Genomic DNA, 21301 nt, shown 5'->3' with positions numbered 1-21301 from the left:
TATCATGGCGCCATGGACCATCTTTCCCTCGACCGCCTCCTGATCGCCGCCGGCGCCGTCTCCGCCTTCATCGGCGTGGCCCTGGGCGCCTTCGGGGCACACGGCCTGCGCAAGCGCCTGGGCACCGACATGCTGGCCGTATTCGAGGTCGGGGTGCGCTACCAGCTCTATCACGCGCTGGCACTGGTCGGCGGGGGCGCGGCCGCCGGCCGCCTGGCGCCCGGCGCGCTGCACGCGGCGGGCGTCCTGTTCGTCGTCGGCACCCTCGTGTTTTCCGGCTCGCTGTACATCCTCGCGATGACCGGCCGCAAATGGCTGGGCGCCGTCACGCCGCTGGGCGGGCTGGCGCTGCTGGCCGGCTGGGCGAGTCTGGCCTGGGCCGCCCTCGGCGCCTGATTTCCCGGCGCCTGTCCCTATCCTGCCGCCGCAGAAGCATTTTGCTGCGCCCCGCGCATCGCCTCCCCATCCCCCGCAGAAACGTTTTGACGCTCATCCGCGATCCCGCTACCATCGTGACGACAAAATGGAAACGTTGCCAAACACGATTCATACGAGGAGACTGGATGAGACACCTACTGCCCCGGCTGGCCCTGCCCGCCATATTGATGCTCGCCGCCATGGCAGCCCATGCAGGGGCGCATGCCCAGGCGCGACCCGGCGATGTCCAGCTAGCCGGCACGCCGGCCGCGGCGGCGGCTGCCAGCAGGATCGCGCCGCCGATCCAGAATATCCAGGGCCGCTCCCACGTGAGCCTGAACGGCCGCTGGAGCTACATCATCGACCCGTACGAGACGGGCTACTACGACTACCGGCGCATGCCGTTCGACGCTTCCGCCAGCGGCAAGGGCGGCTTCTACGACGACCGCAAGCCGAAGGACAAGACGGAATGGGCCGAGTACAGCTTCGACCTGGCGCCGACGCTGAAGATCCCGGGCGACTGGAACTCCCAGGCGGAACGCCTGCAGCTGTACGAAGGCACCGTCTGGATGCGCCAGGTGTTCGACGCCGAGCCCAAGGAGGGCAAGCACTACATGCTGTACTTCGGCGCCGTCAACTACGAAGCCCACGTCTACCTGAACGGCAAGAAGCTGGGCGTGCACCGCGGGGGCTTCACGCCGTTCCAGTTCGACGTGACGGGCCTGCTCGCCAAGGGCCGCAACGTGGTCGTCGTCAAGGCCGACAACACGCGCCACCAGGAAGCCATTCCCACGTTGAACACGGACTGGTGGAACTACGGCGGCATCACACGCGACGTGCTGCTGGCCGAGCTGCCGTCGACCTACATCGCCGACTACAAGGTGCAGCTGGCCAAGGGCGACCCGGGCCGCATCGCCGGCTACGTGCAGCTGGCCGGCGCGGCCCCGGCGCAGCAGGTCACCGTGACCATTCCCGAAGCGGGCATCCGCGCCACCGTCAGGACAGGCGCCGACGGCCGCGCCGCCATCGACCTCCCCGCGGGCAAGCTGCAGCGCTGGACACCGCAGCAGCCGAAGCTGTACGCCGTCGAGCTGTCCAGCGGCGGCGACACGGTGCGCGACCGCATCGGCTTTCGCACCATCGCCACGCGCGGCCACGAGATCCTCCTGAACGGCAAGCCCGTGTTCCTGCGCGGCGTCGCGCTGCACGACGAGAATCCCCTGATCCCGGGGCGGCTGCGCGGCGCCGGCGACATGCGCATGCTGCTGCAGTGGGCCAAGGAACTGAACTGCAACTACGTGCGCCTGGCCCACTACCCGCACAGCGAGGAGATGCTGCGCCTGGCCGACGAGATGGGGCTGATGGTGTGGGCCGAGGTGCCCGTCTACTGGACCATCTCGTGGGACAATCCGGACACGTATGCCAACGCCAGCGCCCAGTTGACGGACCTGATCGTGCGCGACAAGAACCGCGCCAGCGTCGTCATCTGGTCGGTGGGGAACGAGACGCCCATCGGCGCGCCGCGCAACGCCTTCATGGGCAAGCTGGCGCGCACGGCCCGCGCCCTGGACGACACCCGCCTCGTCGCGGCCGCGCTGGAAATCCACCGCAGCGGCGCCGACATCACCGTCGACGATCCGCTCGCGCAGGAACTGGACCTGATCAGCTTCAACGAGTACGCGGGCTGGTACTGGTCGAGCAACGCCGACATGCTGAACTACCGCTTCGACATCAAGGCCGACAAGCCCGTCGTGATCACGGAATTCGGCGCGGACGCGCTGGCCGGCTACCACGCCGATGCCGACACCCGCTTCAGCGAGGAGTACCAGGACGCGCTGTACCGCAACCAGTTCAGGATGTTCGCCGCGATCCCCTCGCTGCGCGGCATCACGCCGTGGGTACTGGCCGACTTCCGCTCGCCGCGGCGCCCGCACCCCTATTTCCAGGACTTCTGGAACCGCAAGGGGCTGGTGTCGGAGACGGGGAAGAAGAAAATGGCGTACTGGACGCTGAAGGAGTACTACGACGGGATCCAGAAGAAATACGAAAAGTAAGCCTCCGCCACACCGTCGCCCCTGCGAAGGCAGGGGCCCAATCCCAGCAAGCGAGCCGGCTGCGCAAAAAACTTGGATCCCCGCCTGCGCGGGGACGACGCACTAACTCATGCACTTGCAACGGCGGGAGTCACGCAGCGCTGGCCAGCACCTCCATCAACGCCCTCAGGTTGTACGGCTTGCGCAGCACCACCGCGTCCGGCCAGTTGTTCACTTCGCCCTTCCCCGTCGCGAACACGATGCGGATCCCCGGCGCCATCGACCGGGCCTGGGCCGCCAGCAGGTCGCCCGACATGCCGGGCAGCTGGACGTCCGTGATCAGGACGTCGGCCCGGTCCGAGATCAGCCCGACGGCCTGCTCGGCGTCCACCGCCTCCAGCACGTCGTGGCCCAGGTGGCGCAGCAGCATCGCCGTGCTGTCGCGGATCTCGTCCTCGTCCTCGACCAGGACGATGCGCAGCCGGCCCTTGGCGCCGTCCGGCGGGACGGGCGGCGGCGACTCCGCACGGCTGCGCTGGCGCTGCTGGGAAAGCACCTGGCGGATGCGGCGCGCCAGGCTTTCGCGCGTGTACGGCTTGCCGAGCAGTTCCACGCCCGGATCGAGGCGGCCGCCGTGCACGATGGCGTTTTCCGTGTAGCCCGAGGTGAACAGCACGGCCAGGTTGGGCAGGCGCTCGCGCGCCATGCGCGCCAGTTCGGGACTGCGCAGCAGGCCCGGCATGACGACGTCCGTGAACAGCACGTCGATCTGCACGCCCGATTCCACGACGGCGAGCGCGCTGGCCGCGTCGGACGCCTTCAGCACCCGGTAGCCCAGCTCCGTCAGCATCTCCACGACGGTGGTGCGCACCGCCTCGTCGTCCTCGGCCACCAGGATCGTCTCGGTGCCGCCGACGGCCGGCTGCTGGGGCTCGACCGGGCCCAGGGCATCCTCGGCCGCCGTCGTGCGCGGCAGGTAGATCTTGACCGTCGTCCCCTGTCCCGGCTCGCTGTAGATCTTGACGTGGCCGCCGGACTGCTTGACGAAGCCGTACACCATCGACAGGCCCAGGCCCGTGCCCTTGCCTTCTTCCTTGGTCGAGAAGAAGGGCTCGAACGCCTGGCGCAGCACGTCCGGCTCCATGCCCGTGCCCGTGTCCGTCACGGCCAGCAGCACGTACTGTCCCGGCGCCACGTCCGCATGGTTGCGGCAATACATATCGTCGAGCAGCGCATTGCTCGCCTCGATGGTGAGCTTGCCGGCGCCGCCCATCGCGTCGCGCGCGTTGACGGCGAGGTTCAGCACCGCGTTCTCGACCTGGGCCACGTCGATCGCCGTGTTCCACAGGCCGCCGGAGATCACCAGCTCCACCTCGATCTCCTCGCCCAGCGCGCGCCGCAGCATGTCTTCCATGCCCGTGACGACGCGGCTGACCTTGACCACCTTGGGCTCCAGCGGCTGGCGCCGGCCGAACGCGAGCAGGTAGCTGGCGAGCTTGGCGCCCTTCTCGACGGCCAGGCGGGCGTTGGCGATCCAGCGCGGCACCTCCGCGCCGGCCGGGTCCATCTCGAGCAGCTGCAGGTTGCCGGAAATGATCTGCAGCAGGTTGTTGAAGTCGTGGGCGACGCCGCCCGTGAGCTTGCCGATGGTCTCCATCTTCTGCGACTGCTGCAGCGCCAGCTCGGTGCGGCGGATCTGCTCGGCCTGTTCGCGGTCGGCCGTGATGTCCCTTCCGATCGCGTGGATGAAGCCGCTGTCCGGCGACGCGCTCCACGACAGCAGGCACCAGCTGCCGTCCTTGCGCCGGTAGCGGTTCTCGAACTTGTAGACGTAGTGCCCGGCGCGCAGCGACGCGAGCTGGGCGGCCGTGGCGGCCTGGTCGTCCGGATGCACGAGGCCCAGCATGCCCTTGCCGACGATGTCGTGCTCGGCCCAGCCCAGGATCGAGGCGAAGGCCGGGCTCACGGCCTCGACGACGCCGTCGAAGTCGGCCACCAGCATCACGTCGCGCGACAGCTTCCACATGCGGTCGCGCTCCGCCGTGCGCCGCGCCACCTGGGCTTCGAGGTCGGCGTTGAGCAGCGCCAGCGTTTCGCTGGCCACCTTGTGGTCCTCGATGTCCGTGTGCGTGCCGACCCAGCGCAGCGTGACGCCATCCTCGCCGCGCAGCGGCACGGCGCGTGCCAGGTGCCAGCGGTAGCGCCCGTCCTTGGCGCGCAGGCGCAATTCGTTCTCGTAGTGGCCGCCGCCCGCGATCGCCGTGGCCCAGCGCGTCTGCGTGGCGTGGCGGTCGTCCGGGTGCACGATGGCGGTCCAGCCGATCCCGCGCAGCGCCCCGTGATCGAGGCCGCTGTACGTGACCGCGTGCTCGTTGAACCAGTCGAGGTTGCCGTCCGGGTCCGCCGTCCAGACCTGGTGCGGCATCGCCTGGGCGAAGATGCGGAACTTCTCCTCGCTCTCGCGCAGGTCCGCCTGCGCGCGCACGCGCTCGGTGACGTCCTGGCCCTGCACGAACACGCCGAACACGGCGCCGTCCTCGCCCCGCAGCGGCTGGTTGACGAAGTCCAGGTAGGCCTGGCGGCGCACGCCGTCCGCGCCGGCCAGCCAGACCTCGCGTCCCGCCGCCGCCACGCTGGCGCCGCTCAGGTAGGCCTGGTCCAGCAGCGCCACCAGGCCCTGCGGCACGGCCTCGGGCACCGCCTGGCGCACCGGCTTGCCGATCACGTCGCGCCCGCCCATTAGTTCCAGGTAGGCGGGATTGGCGCCATCGAACACGTGGTCCGGGCCCGTCAGGATGGCCATGAAGCCGGGCGCCTGCTCGAACAGCGCCTGCAGCCGCGCGCGCTCGCCCGCCAGCCGGCGTTCGGCCCGGACCTTGCCCGTCGTCTCGATGACGACGGCCAGCACGCCGGCGACGCGGCCCGCCTCGTCGACGACGGGCGAGTAGCCGAGGTCGAACCAGGCCTGTTCCGGCCGGCCGTTGCGCTGCAGCGTGAATTCCTCGTCGTGGTAGTCGAGCGCGCCGCCGGCCAGCACGGTGCGCAGCACGCGGTCGTTGAAGTCGGCGATCTCCGGCCATTCCTCGCGCACCTTACCGCCCAGGCTGCCCGGATGGCGGCCGCCGGCAAGCAGCGCGTAGCCGGCGTTGTAGATCATGACGCCGTCCTCGCCCCACATCGTCACCATCGGCAACGGGGAGCGCAGGATCAGCTCGACGGTCGTGCGCACGATCGCCGGCCAGCCCGCGATGGGTCCGAGGCTGGTCTTGCTCCAATCGAAGTCGTCGATGATCTGTCCGACCGCACCGCCACCGGTGCCGAATGCCCTGACCGGAGCTGCCTGTGTCAACATCTTGTCAATCTGCCCATTTTCTTGTGAGGTGGAAATTGTAATCCTGTTTGGCGCAAACGCGCATACGATTCATCTAGCGTACATACGCCCGCCGATCCTCTTGCCCGAATCGACCATGTCGCGCTGCGCTGCGTGCTACCGTCGTCGCCTGCACCGGCGCGCCGGGCGGCCTCACGAAGGCATGCCCATGCTGCACGGCAGCAGAAAAATAGTTGGGCAGGGCTGCCGTGCGCTCACTTGCCGCAACTAATATGTTCTCTCCCGCACATTTCTTACAAAGGAAGCGCGCCATGAGCCAGAGCACCCCTCTGTCGCTGCACGTCCCGGAGCCCACCGGCCGCCCCGGTTGCAAGACCGATTTTTCGTATCTCGACATCACCCCCGCCGGCGCCGTCCCGCGTCCCGCCGTCGACGTCCGCTACCAGGACACGGCGGCGCTGGCCGCGAGCCTGATCCGGGTGCTGGACGACGACGGCAACGCCGTCGGTCCCTGGAACCCGCAACTGGACCGCGACACGCTGCGCTTCGGCCTGCGCACGATGATGAAGACACGCATCTTCGACGCCCGCATGGTCATCGCCCAGCGCCAGAAGAAGCTGTCCTTCTACATGACCTGCCTGGGCGAGGAAGCGATCGGCACGGCGCACGCGCTCGCGCTCAAGCAGGGCGATATGTGTTTCCCCACCTACCGCCAGCAAAGCCTGCTGATGGCGCGCGACTACCCGCTCGTCGACATGGTCTGCCAGTTGCTGTCCAACGAAGCGGATCCGCTCAAGGGCCGCCAGCTGCCCGTCATGTACTCGGTCAAGAAGGACGGCTTCTTCACGATCTCCGGCAACCTGGCGACGCAGATCCCGCAGGCGGTCGGCTGGGCCATGGCGTCCGCCATCAAGGGCGACACGAAAATCGCCTCCGGCTGGATCGGCGACGGCGCCACCGCCGAAAGCGACTTCCACACGGGCCTCACGTTCGCCCACGTGTACCGCGCGCCCGTGATCCTGAACGTCGTCAACAACCAGTGGGCGATCTCCACTTTCCAGGCCATCGCCGGCGGCGAGAGCGTCAGCTTCGCGGCACGGGGCGTCGGCGCCGGCATTGCCTCGCTGCGCGTGGACGGCAACGACTTCCTGGCCGTCTACGCCGCCTCCTGCTGGGCCGCCGAACGGGCGCGCGGCAACCTCGGTCCCACGCTCATCGAGTGGGTGACCTACCGCGCCGGCCCGCACTCCACCTCGGACGATCCCTCGCGCTACCGCCCGGCCGACGAATGGAGCCAGTTCCCGCTGGGCGACCCGATCGGCCGGCTGCGGCGCCACCTGACCCTGCTGGGCTGGTGGTCGGACGCCGAGCACGAGGCCGTGCAGGCGGAACTGGAAGCGGAAGTGCTGGCGGCGCAGAAGGAAGCCGAGCGCCACGGCACCCTGATCGACGGCCGCGTGCCGAGCGCCGCATCGATGTTCGAGGACGTCTACAAGGACATGCCCGAACACCTGCGCCGGCAGCGCCAGCAACTGGGAGTATGACGTGATGCGAGACATCGACAATCCGGCAAAGAACGGCGCCGCGCACGACGAGGCGGCGGCGGAAACGCGCGACAAGGCCACGCCCATGACCATGATCCAGGCCCTGCGCTCGGCCATGGACGTCATGCTGGGCCGCGACGGCGACGTCGTGGTGTACGGCCAGGACGTGGGCTATTTCGGCGGCGTGTTCCGCGTCACCGACGGCCTGCAGGCCAAGTACGGCAAGCAGCGCGTGTTCGACGCGCCGATCTCGGAAGGCGGCATCGTGGGCACGGCGGTCGGCATGGCCGCCTATGGCCTGCGCCCCGTCGTCGAGATCCAGTTCGCCGACTACTTCTACCCGGCTACCGACCAGATCGTGTCGGAGGCGGCGCGCCTGCGCTACCGCTCGGCCGGCGACTTCACGGCGCCGCTGACGATCCGCATGCCCTGCGGCGGCGGCATCTATGGCGGACAGACCCACAGCCAGAGCCCGGAAGCCTTCTTCACCCACGTGTGCGGCCTGCGCACGGTGATGCCGTCCAATCCCTACGACGCCAAGGGCCTGCTGATCGCGTCGATCGAGAACGACGACCCCGTGATCTTCCTGGAGCCCAAGCGCCTGTACAACGGCCCGTTCGACGGCCACCACGACCGCCCCGTCGTCTCCTGGGCCAAGCACCCGCTCGGCGCCGTCCCCGAAGGCCACTACACGGTCCCCCTCGACAAGGCCGCCGTGTTCCGTCCCGGCGCCGACCTGACGGTGCTCGCCTACGGCACCATGGTGTGGGTGTCGGAAGCGGCCGCGAAGGAAACGGGCATCGACGCCGAGATCATCGACCTGCGCACGCTGTGGCCCCTCGACCTGGACACCATCGTCGCGTCCGTTAAAAAGACGGGCCGCTGCGTGATCGTGCACGAGGCCACCCGCACGAGCGGCTTCGGCGCCGAACTCGCGGCGCTCGTGCAGGAACACTGCTTCTACCAGCTGGAAGCGCCCATCGAGCGCGTCACCGGCTGGGACACCCCGTATCCGCACGCCCAGGAGTGGGCGTATTTCCCCGGTCCGGACCGGGTCGGTGCGGCGTTCAAGCGTGCGATGGAAGGATAGATAATGGGCGATTACGTGATCAAGATGCCGGACCTGGGCGAAGGCATCGCCGAAGTGGAAGTGGTGGCCTGGCGCGTGCAGCCGGGCGACACCGTCAAGGAAGACCAGGTGCTGGCGGACGTCATGACGGACAAGGCGACCGTCGAGATTCCCTCTCCCGTGCACGGCACCGTGCTGGGCCTGGGCGGCCAGGTCGGGCAGGCGCTGGCCGTGGGCGCGGAACTGATCCGCCTGCAGGTGGAAGGCGCCGGGAACGCGGGCAGCGCCGCGCCGGCCGCCGCGCCCGTGGCGCAGCCGCCAGCAGGAGCGGCGGCCGACGAGCCGGCGGACCTGCCGCACGGCTTCGTGCCGGAGCCGGCGCGCGTGGCCGAGGCGGCCGCCAGCGTGGCGCAGCGCCAGCCCGTCGCGGCGGCACCGTCCCAAGCTGCACCGTCCCAAGCTGCACCGTCCCAAGCAGCGCCGGCCCGCGCGCCAGCCGCCGCGCCGGGTCGGCCGCAGGCGCGCGCCGCCGGCGACAAGCCGCAGGCCGCGCCCGCCGTGCGCAAGCGCGCATGGGACCTGGGCATCGAACTGCAGTACGTGGCCGGCAGCGGCCCGGCCGGCCGCATCACGCATGCCGACCTCGATGCGCACCTGGCCGGCCGCGGCGCCCACGCCGGCGGCGCCGACAGCCGCTACGTGCAGCGGGATGGCGAGGAAGCCGTCCCCGTGATCGGCCTGCGCCGCAAGATCGCCGAGAAGATGCAGCTGGCCAAGCGCCAGATCCCGCACTTCACCTACGTCGAGGAAGTCGACGTCACGGAGCTGGAGGCGCTGCGCAAGCAGCTCAATGACCGCTACGGCGAGGAACGGGGCCGCATCACGCTGCTGCCCCTGCTGATGCGCGCCGTCGTGCTGGCCGTGCGCCGCTACCCGGAGGTGAATGCCCGCTATGACGACGGCAGCGAGGCTGGGGGCGCCGGTGCGGGCTCAGGTGCGGGCGCAGGTGCGGGCATCGTCACCCGCTACGAAGCCGTCCACATCGGCGTGGCGACGCAGACCGGCGCCGGGCTGATGGTGCCCGTGGTGCGCAACAGCGAGGCGCGCGATCCGTGGTCGAACGCCGCGGAAATCGCCCGGCTGGCCCAGGCCGCCCGCGACGGCAAGTGCGCCCGCGACGAGCTGTCCGGCTCCACGATCACCATCACGAGCCTGGGCGCGCTGGGCGGCATCGTCAGCACGCCCGTCATCAACCGTCCGGAAGTGGCCATCGTGGGCGTCAACCGCATCGTCGAGCGGCCCGTCGTGCGCGACGGCGGCATGGTGGCGCGCAAGATGATGAACCTGTCGTCCTCGTTCGACCACCGCGTCATCGACGGCATGGTGGCGGCCGAATTCATCCAGACGATCCGCGGCTACCTCGAAGCCCCGACCCTGCTGTTCGTGGAGTGAGCCGATGACGACCACAAGCGAAACGACCACCCTGCTCATCATCGGCGGCGGCCCCGGCGGCTACGTGGCCGCCATCCGCGCCGGCCAGGTGGGCATCCCGACCGTGCTCGTGGAAGGGGCAAGGCCGGGCGGCACCTGCCTGAACATCGGCTGCATCCCGTCCAAGGCCCTGATCCACGCGGCGGATGAATTCCACGCGGCCCGCAGCCATGCGGGTGATGCCTCGCCGCTGGGCATCCGGGCGGGCGAACCGACGATCGACATCGGCCGCACCGTGCAGTGGAAGGATGGCATCGTGGGCAAGCTCACGGGCGGCGTCGCCACGCTGCTGAAGAAGAACGGCGCGAAGCTGGTCCATGGCCACGCGCGGATCGTCGACGGCAAGACGGTCGACGTCGACACGGGCGACGGTGTGCTGCGCATCCGCTGCGAGCACCTACTGCTGGCCACGGGATCGCGCGCCGTCGAGCTGCCGTTCATGCCGTTCGGCGGCAACGTGATCTCGTCGACGGAAGCCCTGTCGCCCGACGGCATTCCGCAGCACCTGGTCGTCGTCGGCGCCGGCTACATCGGCCTGGAACTCGGCACGGCCTACCGCAAGCTGGGTGCGCGCGTCTCCATCGTCGAAGCGGCCGGAAGGGTCCTGCCCGCCTACGACGAGGAGCTGGCGCGGCCCGTCGCGGCCAGCCTGAAGCGCCTGGGCGTCGACATTCACCTGGAGGCGAGCGTGCTGGGACTGGCGGAGGACGGGCGCGGCGTCCGCCTGCGCGACGGCGGCGGGAAGGAAGCCGTGCTGGAAGCGGACCGCGTGCTGGTGGCCGTGGGACGCCGTCCGCACACGGAAGGCTACGGGCTGGAGAGCCTGCTGCTGGACATGAACGGCCGCGCCGTGCGCATCGACAACCAGTGCCGCACGTCGATGCGCAACGTCTGGGCCATCGGGGACCTGACGGGGGAGCCGATGCTGGCGCACCGCGCGATGGCCCAGGGCGAGATGGTGGCCGAGATCATCGCCGGCAAGCGCCGCCACTTCGCGCCCGCGGCGATCCCCGCCGTCTGCTTCACGGATCCGGAAGTGGTCGTCGTCGGGCACACGCCGGCCGACGCGGCGCGGCTGGGCCTGGACGTCGTCACGGCCAGCTTCCCGTTCGCCGCCAACGGGCGCGCGATGACGATCGAGGGGACGGACGGCTTCGTCCGCGTGGTGGCGCGGGAGGACAACCACGTCGTCGTCGGCTGGCAGGCCGTCGGCAAGGGCGTCTCGGAGCTATCGACGGCCTTCGTGCAATCGATCGAGATGGGCGCCCAGCTGGAAGACATCGGCGGGACGATCCACGCCCACCCCACGCTGGGCGAGGCCGTCCAGGAGGCGGCGCTCAAGGCACTGGGCCACGCCCTGCATATCTGACGGCGCCGGCGAGCGTGCAAAGACACGGGCGAGAATGCGTCACCCCGACGCATCCCCGCCCGTGCTGCGCGCCAGTCCGCTGGCGCGCCCCCGATCCCCGCGAGGGGCGTAGTACTAGCCGCTCCGGCTCACGCCATCATGGCTTGTCGTCGGACTGGCGGCTGCCGGCATTGCCCGTGCTCAGGCTGCCGATGCCGCCCATGCCCGTCTGGATCTCGCCCGCTTCCTCGCCGACGTAGCCGTCGCCGCGGTCCGCGTCGCTGCCGTCCGACAGCAGGTCGTCCGTACGGCCGCCCTGCGCATTGCCGCCCGGGTCCGATTGCGTATTGACGCCGCCGCCGGCAGCGCCGTCGCGCGCGGCCGCGCGTTCGCCGGACATGCTGCCGACGTCGTTCACGCCACCGGTCCCGCCGGCGCCCAGCGTGCCGATCGATGTGCTGCCGTCCTTGGTCACCTGGTCGTAGTTGCGGCCCTTGGCATCCTGGCCTTCGCTTTGCATGGACATCGTGTTCTCCTCGTCAATCTTGATGGTTTCATCATACGCCCCTGGGGCCGCGCGACCATCGGCACGCGCCCGGCTGGCTTGTAGGAGTTGTCGGGCGCAAGATGTCTTGGAGAAAGCTGGTTCTCCGGCAGAAGCGTGGCAGGCGTCGATATGCTATAAGTGCAAGAACGCAACACTGCAATATTGGAAACCCGCATGACGACTGCCCCCATCCTCGTGATCTATGCCCACCCCGCGCCCCAGCGCTCGCCCGCCAACCGGCGCCTCGCCGCCGCCGCGCGCGCCACGCCCGGCGTGCAGGTTCAGGACCTGTACGAGCTGTATCCCGACTTCGACATCGACGGCGAGCGTGAACGCGCCCTGCTGTCCGCCGCCCACCTCGTCGTCTTCCTCCACCCGTTCCGCTGGTACGGCATGCCGTCGCTGATGAAGGAGTGGATGGAACAGGTGCTGCAGCCCGGCTGGGCCTACGGCAAGGGCGAATGCGCGCTGCGCGGCAAGGGCTACTGGCTGGTGACGACCACGGGCAGCGGCCCGGACGCCTACCGGCCCGGCGGCCTGCACGGCCGCCCGTTCGCGGATTTCCTGGCCCCGTTCGAGCAGACGGCCGCGCTGTGCGGCATGGACTGGATCGAGCCACTGGTGCTGCACGGCGCCGCCAGGGCGGACGAAGCGACCATCGAGGCGCACGCGGCCGAGTTCCGGCGCCGCCTGGCCGGCTACGCGGGCCTGGCGCTGGCCGCGTCCACGCCCTACACCGGGGAGGCGTGAACATGGAACATAACCTGCTGTTCAACGCGATGGTCTACCTGGCCGCAGCCGTGCTCGTGGTGCCGCTGGCCAAGCGCCTGGCGCTGGGCGCCGTGCTGGGCTACCTGCTGGCCGGCATCCTGATCGGCCCCTACGGCTTCCGCCTTATCGGCGAGGTCGAGGACGCGCTGCACTTCGCCGAGTTCGGCGTCGTGCTGCTGCTGTTCCTGATCGGCCTGGAGCTGGAGCCCAGCAAGCTGTGGTCGCTGCGCCGCCCGATCTTCGGCTGGGGCGGCGCGCAGGTGCTGGGCGTGGCGGCCGCCCTGTGCGGCGCCGCCATCCTGGCTGGCATCGACTGGAAGGTCGCGCTGATCGCCGGCCTGGGCCTGTCGCTGTCGTCCACCGCGATCGCCCTCGCCTCGCTGGAGGAACGCAACCTCATGCCCACGCCGGCCGGCCAGGCCGGCTTTTCGATCCTGCTGTTCCAGGACATCGCCGCCATCCCGATGATCGCCATCGTGCCCCTGCTCGGCGTTCCCGAGGAAGCGGGCGGCGGCGGCAACGCCTGGCAGGCCGTGCTGAAAGTGGTCGTGGTGCTGGCGGGCCTGATCGTGGCCGGCCGCTTCCTTGTGCGTCCGCTGCTGCGCGTGATCGCCAAGACGGACACGCGCGAGATCTTCACGGCGTTCGCCCTCCTGATGGTGATCGCGATCTCGCTGCTGATGCAATGGATCGGCGTGTCGATGGCCCTGGGCGCCTTCATGGCCGGCGTGCTGCTGGCCGACTCCGAATACCGGCACGCGCTGGAATCGGACGTGGAACCGTTCAAGGGCCTGCTGCTCGGGCTGTTCTTCATCGCCGTCGGCATGTCCGTCGACTTCGCCGTGTTCCTGGCGCAGCCGCTGCTGATCCTGGGCCTCGTGGCCGCCTTCCAGGTGATCAAGATCGCCATCCTGTACGCGCTCAGCCGGATACTGGGCATGGCGCGCGGCCAGCACCTGCAGTTCGCGCTGCTGCTGTCGCAGGGCGGCGAATTCGCGTTCGTCGTGTTCGGCGCGGCCGCGACCGCGCGCGTGTTTTCCAGCGACGTCGCCTCGATCCTCGTCGTCGTGGTGGCGCTGTCGATGGTCGTCACGCCGCTGACGCTGATGCTGTACGACCGCATCCAGGCCTGGCGCCAGGGCGGCGCCGGCGGACGCAAGGCCAGCAAGAAGAAGGCGGACGCCATCGAGCCGAACGAGGACCATGTGATCATCGCCGGCTTCGGCCGCTTCGGCCAGATCGTCGGCCGCTTCCTGCACGCGAACGACGTGCGCCTGACCGTGCTGGACCACGACCCCGACCAGATCGAGGTGCTGCGCCACTTCGGCTTCAAGGTGTTCTACGGCGACGCCACCCGCGCCGACCTGCTGCGCGCGGCGGGCGCCGCCAAGGCCCGCGCCGTCGTCGTCGCCATCGACGACATCGACGACAGCCTGGCCCTCGTCGACACGGTGAAGCGCGACTACCCGGATCTGCCGATCTTCGCGCGCGCCCGCAACGTCACGCATTACTACCAGTTGATGGACCTGGGCGTCACGATGATCGAGCGCGAGACCTACGAGTCGGCGCTCAAGCTGGGCCGCACGGTGATGACGGAAGGCCTGGGCCAGAGCGCCTACCGCACGCGCAACGCGGCCAACCGCTTCCGCCGCCACAACAAGCAGAGCCTGGAAGCCGTGTATCCGTACTACAAGGACCGCGAGACCTTCGTCTCCCTGAGCAAGCAGGCGCGCGAGGAGCTGGAAGAAATGATCGCGCGCGACCGGCGCGCGGCCGAGGAGGAAAAGACGCACTACTGGGACTGACGGAAGGCCATGTCACGTCGTCCCTGCGCAGGCAGGGACCCAAGTTCATCGGCTGCCGCGATGCATGCAAGATTGGGTCCCCGCCTGCGCGGGGACGACGTCAGGTGGCGGGCGCCTGCTGCTCCGTCCACGTCGGCCCCTGCGTCACGGGCCTGCCGTCGACCCAGTCCAGCCGGTCGATGCACATGCGCCGCGCCGTCTGCGCCGGGTCCCAGGCGTGGTACACGATCCAGGTCTCGCTGCCGTCCGGCGACACGGTGAAAGAATTGTGGCCGGGACCGAGCAGCTGGCCGCCATGCGGCGTGCGCATCAACAGCGCCTGCTCGCCGCCTTCCGGCCGGCGCCATGGCCCCATCGGATGGTCGGCGACGACCCAGCTGACGCCGTAGTTGTCGCGCTCCCAGGCGCCGCCGCTGTAGAAGCAGTAGTACTTGCCGTCGTGGACCTGCACGGCCGGCCCCTCCACCGTGTGCCAGTGGAAGACCTTGCCGTACATCTCCCGTCCCTTCCGGAACACGTGCCAGTCGTGGTGCGGTCGCACGACGGTGGCGGCCTCGCCGGCCAGCGTCGTCATGTCCGTCAGGCGGTCGACGACAATCCCCGTGCCCACGCGCTGGTCGCCGTCCGGCTCCACGAAGTCCACGCAATAGAACAGGTACCACTGGCCGTCGGCGTCGCGGAACGGGTGCGCGTCGATGGAGAACGGGTGGTAGGGCACCAGCAGCTTGCCGGCGTCGACGAAGGGGCCGGCCGGATGGCCGGCCACGGCCACGCGCAGGCGATGGTCCGTGCCTTCCGACGCCGCGCCGCCGGACGAGTAGTACAGGTAGAACCTGCCGTCGTGGGCGGCCACTTCCGGCGCCCAGAACTGCGGTGCCGGGAACTGCGTAGGGCCTGTAGGCGCGAGCGCATGGCCGATCGCTTCCCAGTGCACGAGGTCGATCGACCGCAGCACGGGAATCTCCCCGCCCTGCGGGTTGCCCGGCGCCGTGCCGTAGGCATAGTAGACGCCCTCGTGGCGCAGCACGAAGGGGTCGGCGAATACCTCGGGGTACACCGGGTTCGCGTACATGGCCATGCGGCGCTCCTTACAGCGAGAACCGCAGGCCGAGGCCGTAGGTCGTCGGGTTGTAGCGGATGTCGCGCGGGCGGATCTCGCTGCCCAGGTAGCTCTCGTACTTCTCCTTCGTGATGTTGATGGCGTCGAACTGGATCGACATGTGCTTGTTGATCTCGTACGACAGGCTCAGGTCGACGAAGGTCGCCGGCTTGACGATGCGGTCCTGGCCGAAGCGCGGCTCCGCGATCTGCTCGACGTACTCGCCCCGGTGGTTCGCCGTCAGGCGGCCCGTGATGCCGTTACCCTCGTACAGCAGCGCCACGTTGTAGTTCTGCTTGGCGACGCCCGTCAGCGCCGTCTTGCGGTACTCGCTGCGCGTGGGCGACAGCAGCGTCTCGTTCTCGCCATCGATCCACGTGTAGTTGGCCTGGATGCCGAAGTTGCTCCAGACGCCCGGCAGGAAATCGAAGAACTTCTGCGCGCCCAGTTCCACGCCCTTCAGCTTGCCCTTGCCCGAGTTCTGCGGCCGCGTCACGCGGTAGGTCTGGCCATCGATGACTTCCTGGCTTTCCATGTTCTGCAGATAGCCGTCGATGTCGCGGTGGAACAGGGCCACCTGCGCGTAACCGTTCTTCTGGAAGTAGTACTCCAGCGTGGCGTCGCTGTTCACGGACTTGGTCGGGCGCAGGTCCGGGTTGCCGGACGAACCCGTGCCGGGCGCGTTGACGGTCGACGGCACGAGCGACAGCGCCGGATTCAGCGAAGCGAAATCGGGACGGTTGATGGTCTTGCCGACCGACAGGTGCGACTGCAGGTTCTCGCGCCAGCCGATGACGGCGGCGGCGCTGGGCAGCACGTTGTTCTCGCTGGTGCTGCGGTCGATCGGGCTGATGACGTCGCCGATGCGGCTGCTGCCCTTCAGGTCGCGGCTCGTATGCACGATGCGGGCGCCGGCCGTGCCGGACAGGTCGACGTCGCCCGCCTTGGTCTTCCAGCGCGCGGCCGCGTACAGCGTGCTCGTGGTCTCCTTCTGGTCGAAGCTGCGCAGCGGGTCCTCCGCCACGCGGCCGGGAGCGGCGCCATACACGCTGCGCACGCTGTCGGCCTGGTCGATCAGGTAGTCGCGCGAGGGCGTGAGCCACTGGCCGCCGAGACGGTCGACGCCGGGCACCAGCGACTCGAAGCCGGCGCCGAAGGCGGCGACGGGGTTCGGCCGCACGGCGCCAGTGAAATCGCTGTGCCCTTCGGCGCCGTGGTAGCTGGCGTTACGCTGGGACAGGCGCAGCCCCGCGTCGATGCCGCTGAAGAAGCCGTCGCCCAGGCGGTACGAGGCGTCGCCGCGCCACTGCGTCTGCTCGCCCTTCTGCACGCCCCAGTTCTGCACCATCCCGCGCAGCACGAACTGGCTCGGGTCGCGCAGCGGATTGGCGCTGCCCGGCGTGGTGATCGCGTTGTAGCCGCCGTGGCCGTCGGCGCCGTAGGTATAGCCGTTGACGCTGGCGCCGGGCACCTGCTGGTCGACGATCATCGTGTCGTTGATGAAGGTGGACTTGGTCCAGGCCACGTTCGACGACAGTTTCCACGGCCCCTCGCGGTATTGCAGGCCCAGGTTGAAGAAGTGCGAGACCGTGTGTTCCTTCACGCCCCAGCTGCTGGTGGCGACGTAGGGATCGTAGCTGTACGCGCCCGGATCGTACTGCGCGGCCGGCGCATAGGCCGACGTGATCGGGCAGATCCGGCCCTCCGGCGTGTTGCAATAGTCGCCGTCCGGCGCCAGCACGGCGTTGGTCAGGCGCGGCGCCCACGTCGTGTTGGCGATCATGTAGTCGACTTCGCTGCGGCCGCGGTAGCCCGTGCCCAGGTATTGCGCCGTCAGTTCCAGGTTCGGCTTCACCTTCCACTGGAAAGCGCCGTGGATGCTGCCGCGGTCGCGGTCGCCGGCGTTGTAGATGCCGCCGATGTTCGGGAACTCGCCCAGGCGGTCGCCCGCGCGCAGCGGCGCCACCGGATCGCCGTCGTTCAGGCGCACGGCCGTGCCGTCCGGGCTCACGGAGAAGATGCGGTCGGGCCGGTCGACCCACTGCACCGGATAGCCCCAGTGCTCGCGGTTGAACGCCACGTCGACCAGGGCGCCCATCTCGCCCATGCCCGTGTTCCAGCGGTTGCTCAGCGAGAAGCCGCCGCCGGGATTGTTCTTGGTATCCGTATTGTCCGAGCCGTTGACCTTCTGGCGCCGGTTTTCCACGTAGCCGGTGGCGTTGAAGCCCTTCAGGTCGAACGGCGCGCGCAGGCGCACGTCGATGCCGCCGGCGATGCCGCCTTCCTGCTGGTTCGGCGTCGCCGTCTTGTAGACGTCGAAGCCCCCGATCGCCTGCACGGGCAGGTCCTGGTACGCGAGACGGCGCCCGGTGCCCGTGAAGATCTCCATGCCGTTCACGGTGGTGACGACGTCCGGCAGGCCGCGGATGATGACGGAACTCGTCTCGCCGCGGTCGCGCCCCACCTGCACGCCGGCGATGCGCTGCAGCGCGTCGCCCGCGGCGCGGTCGGGGAACTTGCCGATGTCCTCCGCGTTGATCGAGTCCACGACCTGGATCGAATCGCGCTTGATCGCTTCTGCCGTGCGGATGCTGCTGCGCAGGCCCGTCACCGTCACCTGCTGCAGCTGCTGCGGCTGGGTCGGGGCGGCGGGCGTGGCCGGCGCGGGCGCGCCCGCGGTTTGTGCCGGCGCCTGGGCAGGCGCGGCAGTCGCAGGGTTGTCGGGATTCTGGGCCTGGGCCGGCGCGGCGTCCTGCGCGCTTGCGGCGCCCGCCTGGGCGCACAGGAGGATGGCGGCCACGTGCAGTGGCCGGAGCTGGAAAGCGGTCATGAGGGGTCTCTCCCGATTCTCGGCGGCCTGGACGTCGGCCGCATCTGTTAAATTGCTTATCAGGAAATTAACAGAAAGCAGAATACGGCGTCGTACGCTTGCGACAGTTGCGGCATGCACGCAACATGAAGCCGCAGCGCACCCTCAGGCCGCCGTGCCGACCGTGGCGGCAGCGGACGGGCAGGCGCGCCCGTCGGCGTCGAACAGGTAGGCACGCGCCGCGTCGAAGCGCAGCAGCACGCGCGCGCCGACGGCCGGCAGCGCGGTGCCGGCGGCCAGCTTGGCGGCCACCATGTCCTCGGCACCCGGCACCTGCACGTAGGCGAGCGTGACGTCGCCCAGGTACTCGACGAGGTTCAGCGTGCCGGCGATCGCCCCCTCCTCGCCCGCATCGTCCGCCTGCGCGGCGGGGATCAGGTGTTCGGGCCGCACGCCCAACGTGAAGGCGCCGCCGGCGCCGGGCGGCACGGCCGCGTCGACGCGCAGCACGGCGCCGCCGGGCAGGCGCACGCGCGCGCCCGTGCCGTCGCGGCTGGGTTCAGCCGACACCAGTTCCACCGGCAGGAAGTTCATCTTCGGCGTCCCCAGGAAGCCCGCCACGAACAGGTTCGCGGGCCGCTCGTACAGGTCCAGCGGCGTGCCGACCTGCTCGATCCTGCCGCCGTTGAACACGACGATGCGCTGGCCCAGCGTCATGGCCTCGACCTGGTCGTGCGTCACGTAGATCATCGTCGCATTCAGTTCGCGATGCAGGCGCGCGAGCTCGACGCGGGTCTGGGCGCGCAGCGCGGCGTCCAGGTTCGACAAGGGCTCGTCGAACAGGAACACGGCGGGCTTCCTGACGATGGCGCGGCCGATCGCCACGCGCTGGCGCTGGCCGCCCGACAGGTCCTTGGGACGGCGCGCCAGCAGGTGGCCGATCTGCAGGATGTCGGCGGCGCGCTGCACGCGCTCGGCGATGTCCGCCTTGGGCACCTTGGCCAGCTTCAGCGCGAAGCCCATGTTCTCCGCCACGGTCATGTGCGGATACAGCGCATAGCTCTGGAATACCATCGCGATGCGGCGCCGCGCGGGTTCCACGGTGTTGCTGACGACGCCGTCCAGTTCCAGCGTGCCGGCCGTGATGTCCTCCAGCCCCGCGATCATGCGCAGCAGGGTGGACTTGCCGCAGCCGGACGGGCCGACGAAGACGACGAACTGGCCGTCCTCGATGTCGAGGTCGACGCCCTTGATGACGGCGTGGTCGCCGTAGTGCTTGCGTATGTCCCTGAGCCTTACCGATGCCATCCCGTCTCCATGTTCATTTGAGGCCGCCCGCGGCCAGGAAGCCCTGCGTCACCCGGCGCTGGAACACGACGTAGGCCAGCGCCACGGGCAGCGCGCCCAGCAGCGCCCCCGCCATCAGCTGGGCATAGCGCACGCCGAATGCGTCGTAGGTCTGCGTCAGGCCCAGCGGAATCGTCATCATCTCGTTCGACGTGACGACGATGAACGGCCACAGGAAGTTGTTCCAGGCGCCGATGAAGGTCACGATCGCCATCGCCCACACGATGTTCCCGGACAGCGGCAGGTAGACGCTCCACAGCACGCGCAAGGGGCCGGCGCCGTCCAGCGTGGCGGCCTCGCGGTAGTCGGCGGGAATCCCGTCGAAGAACTGCTTGAACACGTAGATGACGACGGGCGCGACGACCTGCGGCAGCACGATGCCGGCATAGGTATTGATCAGGCCCAGCGCGTTCATCGTGCGGAACAGCGGCACGAGCAGCGCCTCGAACGGCAGCAGGAAACCCAGCATGGCGATGCCGAACACGAGGCCGCGGCCGCGGAATCGCAGCTGCGAGAACGCGTAGGCGGCCATCAGGCTGATCGCCATCGTCACCACGGTGACGAGGAAGGCGACGAAAAAGCTGTTGAACAGCCACAACACAAGGTTGCCGGCGGCGAGCGTCTCGCGGAACGGGTCCAGCGTCCAGTCCTGCGGCAGCCAGTGGAAGGTCGCCGATACCGTCTCCGGCTCCGGCCGCAGCGCCGTGCTCAGGGCCCACAGCAGCGGCGCCGCCCACAGCGCCGCCAGCGCGAGCGCGCAGGCCGCCCCGACGGCGGTCCAGGCCAGGCCGCGGCGGGCGCTCACGCGCTCCTCCCCGCCAGCCAGCGCACGGCGGCGGCCTGCAACAGGGACAGCAGCACGACGATCGCGACGAAGGCCATGGCGATGGCCGCCGCATACCCGGCGTCGCTCTGCGTAAACGCCGTCTCGTACATATAGTGCAGCGTGACGCGGGTCGTGTTGAACGGGCCGCCCGTGGTCAGGATGTAGGTCTGGCCGAACACCTTCAGCGAGGCGATCATCTGCAGCACCAGCGCCGTGGCCACCACGGGCCGCAGCGCCGGCCAGGTGATGGCGCGGAACAGCGTGAAGCCGCTGGCGCCGTCCAGGGACGCCGCCTCGTACAGTTCCTTCGGAATGTTGCGCAGGCCCGCCAGGAACAGCAACATGTTGAAGCCCACCGTCCACCACACGGTGCTGATGGCGACGACGGGCAGCGCCCAGTACGGATCGGCGAGCCAGGCGCGGTCCGTGCCCAGCACGTGGTTGACGACGCCGGACGAGGGCTGCAGCATCCAGCTCGCGATCAGCGTCATGACGGAAATCGGCAGCACGAACGGCAGGAAGAACACGCCCTGCAGCAGGCCCTGCACGCGCACGAAGCGGTCGACCAGCAGCGCCATCAGGAGGCCGATGGCGCACAGCGGGATCACCGTCAGCAGCGCGAAATAGAAGGTATTGCCGACCGAATCCCAGAACGCGGGATCGTTCAGCAGCGTGTGGTAATTGGCCAGGCCGACGAAGGCGCTGGTCCGCGTCAGGCTGCTCTCCGTCAGGCTGAGCCACAGGGTCTGCAGCGCCGGCAGGGCGAAGAACAGCGTGAACGCGAGCAGGAACGGCGCCAGCAGCAGCCAGGCGGGCAGCGTGTCGGTCTTGCGGTCGGGGAGCGGGGTATCCGGTGTCATCGTC

15 protein-coding genes are annotated in these 21301 nt (G+C 69.4%); 8 read left to right on the top strand and 7 right to left on the bottom strand.

What is annotated here, in order from left to right:
- Positions 1-12: 12 nt before the first annotated feature.
- Together ACI1V7_RS07390 and ACI1V7_RS07385 are read left to right on the top strand one after the other, a co-directional pair.
- Positions 13-396, top strand: a complete 384-nt coding sequence (locus ACI1V7_RS07390; RefSeq protein WP_404531102.1) for a DUF423 domain-containing protein — start codon at positions 13-15, stop codon at positions 394-396.
- Between the two features lie 167 nt (positions 397-563).
- The gene (locus ACI1V7_RS07385) at positions 564-2471 is read left to right on the top strand and encodes a glycoside hydrolase family 2 protein (protein ID WP_404531101.1); all 1908 of its coding nucleotides are present in this window, start codon (positions 564-566) and stop codon (positions 2469-2471) included.
- A 130-nt stretch (positions 2472-2601) separates the two neighbouring features.
- Here ACI1V7_RS07385 and ACI1V7_RS07380 read toward each other — a convergent pair whose 3' ends face one another.
- The gene (locus ACI1V7_RS07380) at positions 2602-5802 is read right to left on the bottom strand and encodes a hybrid sensor histidine kinase/response regulator (protein WP_404531100.1); all 3201 of its coding nucleotides are present in this window, start codon (positions 5800-5802) and stop codon (positions 2602-2604) included.
- A gap of 290 nt (positions 5803-6092) precedes the next feature.
- On the opposite strand from ACI1V7_RS07380, the gene ACI1V7_RS07375 reads away from it, so the two are divergent.
- The 4 genes from ACI1V7_RS07375 (at position 6093) to lpdA (ending at position 11254) form a co-directional block, all read left to right on the top strand.
- Complete coding sequence (locus ACI1V7_RS07375) at positions 6093-7325, top strand: 3-methyl-2-oxobutanoate dehydrogenase (2-methylpropanoyl-transferring) subunit alpha (protein ID WP_404531099.1); 1233 nt, start codon at positions 6093-6095, stop codon at positions 7323-7325.
- Between the two features lie 85 nt (positions 7326-7410).
- Complete coding sequence (locus ACI1V7_RS07370; protein WP_404531555.1) at positions 7411-8415, top strand: alpha-ketoacid dehydrogenase subunit beta; 1005 nt, start codon at positions 7411-7413, stop codon at positions 8413-8415.
- Between the two features lie 3 nt (positions 8416-8418).
- Positions 8419-9846 carry a dihydrolipoamide acetyltransferase family protein gene (locus ACI1V7_RS07365; RefSeq protein ID WP_404531098.1) on the top strand — a complete coding sequence of 476 codons (1428 nt, stop codon included), beginning with the start codon at positions 8419-8421 and terminating at the stop codon, positions 9844-9846.
- 4 nt (positions 9847-9850) lie between these two features.
- Positions 9851-11254: a dihydrolipoyl dehydrogenase gene (lpdA, locus tag ACI1V7_RS07360; RefSeq protein ID WP_404531097.1), complete on the top strand. Its 1404-nt coding sequence runs from the start codon at positions 9851-9853 to the stop codon at positions 11252-11254.
- Between the two features lie 136 nt (positions 11255-11390).
- On the opposite strand, the gene ACI1V7_RS07355 is transcribed toward lpdA, so the two are convergent.
- Positions 11391-11759: a hypothetical protein gene (locus ACI1V7_RS07355; protein ID WP_404531096.1), complete on the bottom strand. Its 369-nt coding sequence runs from the start codon at positions 11757-11759 to the stop codon at positions 11391-11393.
- Positions 11760-11954: 195 nt separating this feature from the next.
- On the opposite strand from ACI1V7_RS07355, the gene kefF reads away from it, so the two are divergent.
- Entirely contained in the window at positions 11955-12530 is a 576-nt protein-coding gene (gene kefF, locus ACI1V7_RS07350; RefSeq protein WP_404531095.1) for a glutathione-regulated potassium-efflux system oxidoreductase KefF, read from the top strand.
- 2 nt (positions 12531-12532) lie between these two features.
- Positions 12533-14356, top strand: coding sequence for a glutathione-regulated potassium-efflux system protein KefC (gene kefC / locus ACI1V7_RS07345; RefSeq protein ID WP_404531094.1), 1824 nt, complete (start codon positions 12533-12535; stop codon positions 14354-14356).
- A 100-nt stretch (positions 14357-14456) separates the two neighbouring features.
- On the opposite strand, the gene ACI1V7_RS07340 is transcribed toward kefC, so the two are convergent.
- The 5 genes from ACI1V7_RS07340 to ACI1V7_RS07320 all read right to left on the bottom strand — a co-directional run bounded on the left by ACI1V7_RS07340 (position 14457) and on the right by ACI1V7_RS07320 (position 21297).
- Positions 14457-15434, bottom strand: coding sequence for a glycoside hydrolase family 43 protein (locus ACI1V7_RS07340; RefSeq protein WP_404531093.1), 978 nt, complete (start codon positions 15432-15434; stop codon positions 14457-14459).
- 10 nt (positions 15435-15444) lie between these two features.
- Positions 15445-18285 carry a TonB-dependent receptor gene (locus ACI1V7_RS07335; protein WP_404531092.1) on the bottom strand — a complete coding sequence of 947 codons (2841 nt, stop codon included), beginning with the start codon at positions 18283-18285 and terminating at the stop codon, positions 15445-15447.
- A gap of 144 nt (positions 18286-18429) precedes the next feature.
- Complete coding sequence (locus ACI1V7_RS07330) at positions 18430-19572, bottom strand: ABC transporter ATP-binding protein (RefSeq protein WP_404531091.1); 1143 nt, start codon at positions 19570-19572, stop codon at positions 18430-18432.
- 13 nt (positions 19573-19585) lie between these two features.
- Positions 19586-20416 carry a carbohydrate ABC transporter permease gene (locus tag ACI1V7_RS07325; RefSeq protein WP_404531090.1) on the bottom strand — a complete coding sequence of 277 codons (831 nt, stop codon included), beginning with the start codon at positions 20414-20416 and terminating at the stop codon, positions 19586-19588.
- Positions 20413-21297 carry a carbohydrate ABC transporter permease gene (locus ACI1V7_RS07320; protein WP_404531089.1) on the bottom strand — a complete coding sequence of 295 codons (885 nt, stop codon included), beginning with the start codon at positions 21295-21297 and terminating at the stop codon, positions 20413-20415. Before ACI1V7_RS07320 ends, ACI1V7_RS07325 begins: the two co-directional genes overlap by 4 nt.
- Between the last annotated feature and the right edge of the window lie 4 nt (positions 21298-21301).

It is taken from the genome of Massilia paldalensis, assembly GCF_044901715.1.
Taxonomy (GTDB): domain Bacteria; phylum Pseudomonadota; class Gammaproteobacteria; order Burkholderiales; family Burkholderiaceae_D; genus Telluria; species Telluria paldalensis.
Note: the sequence above shows the minus strand (reverse complement) of the source record. Positions and strands in the feature narration are given on the sequence as shown.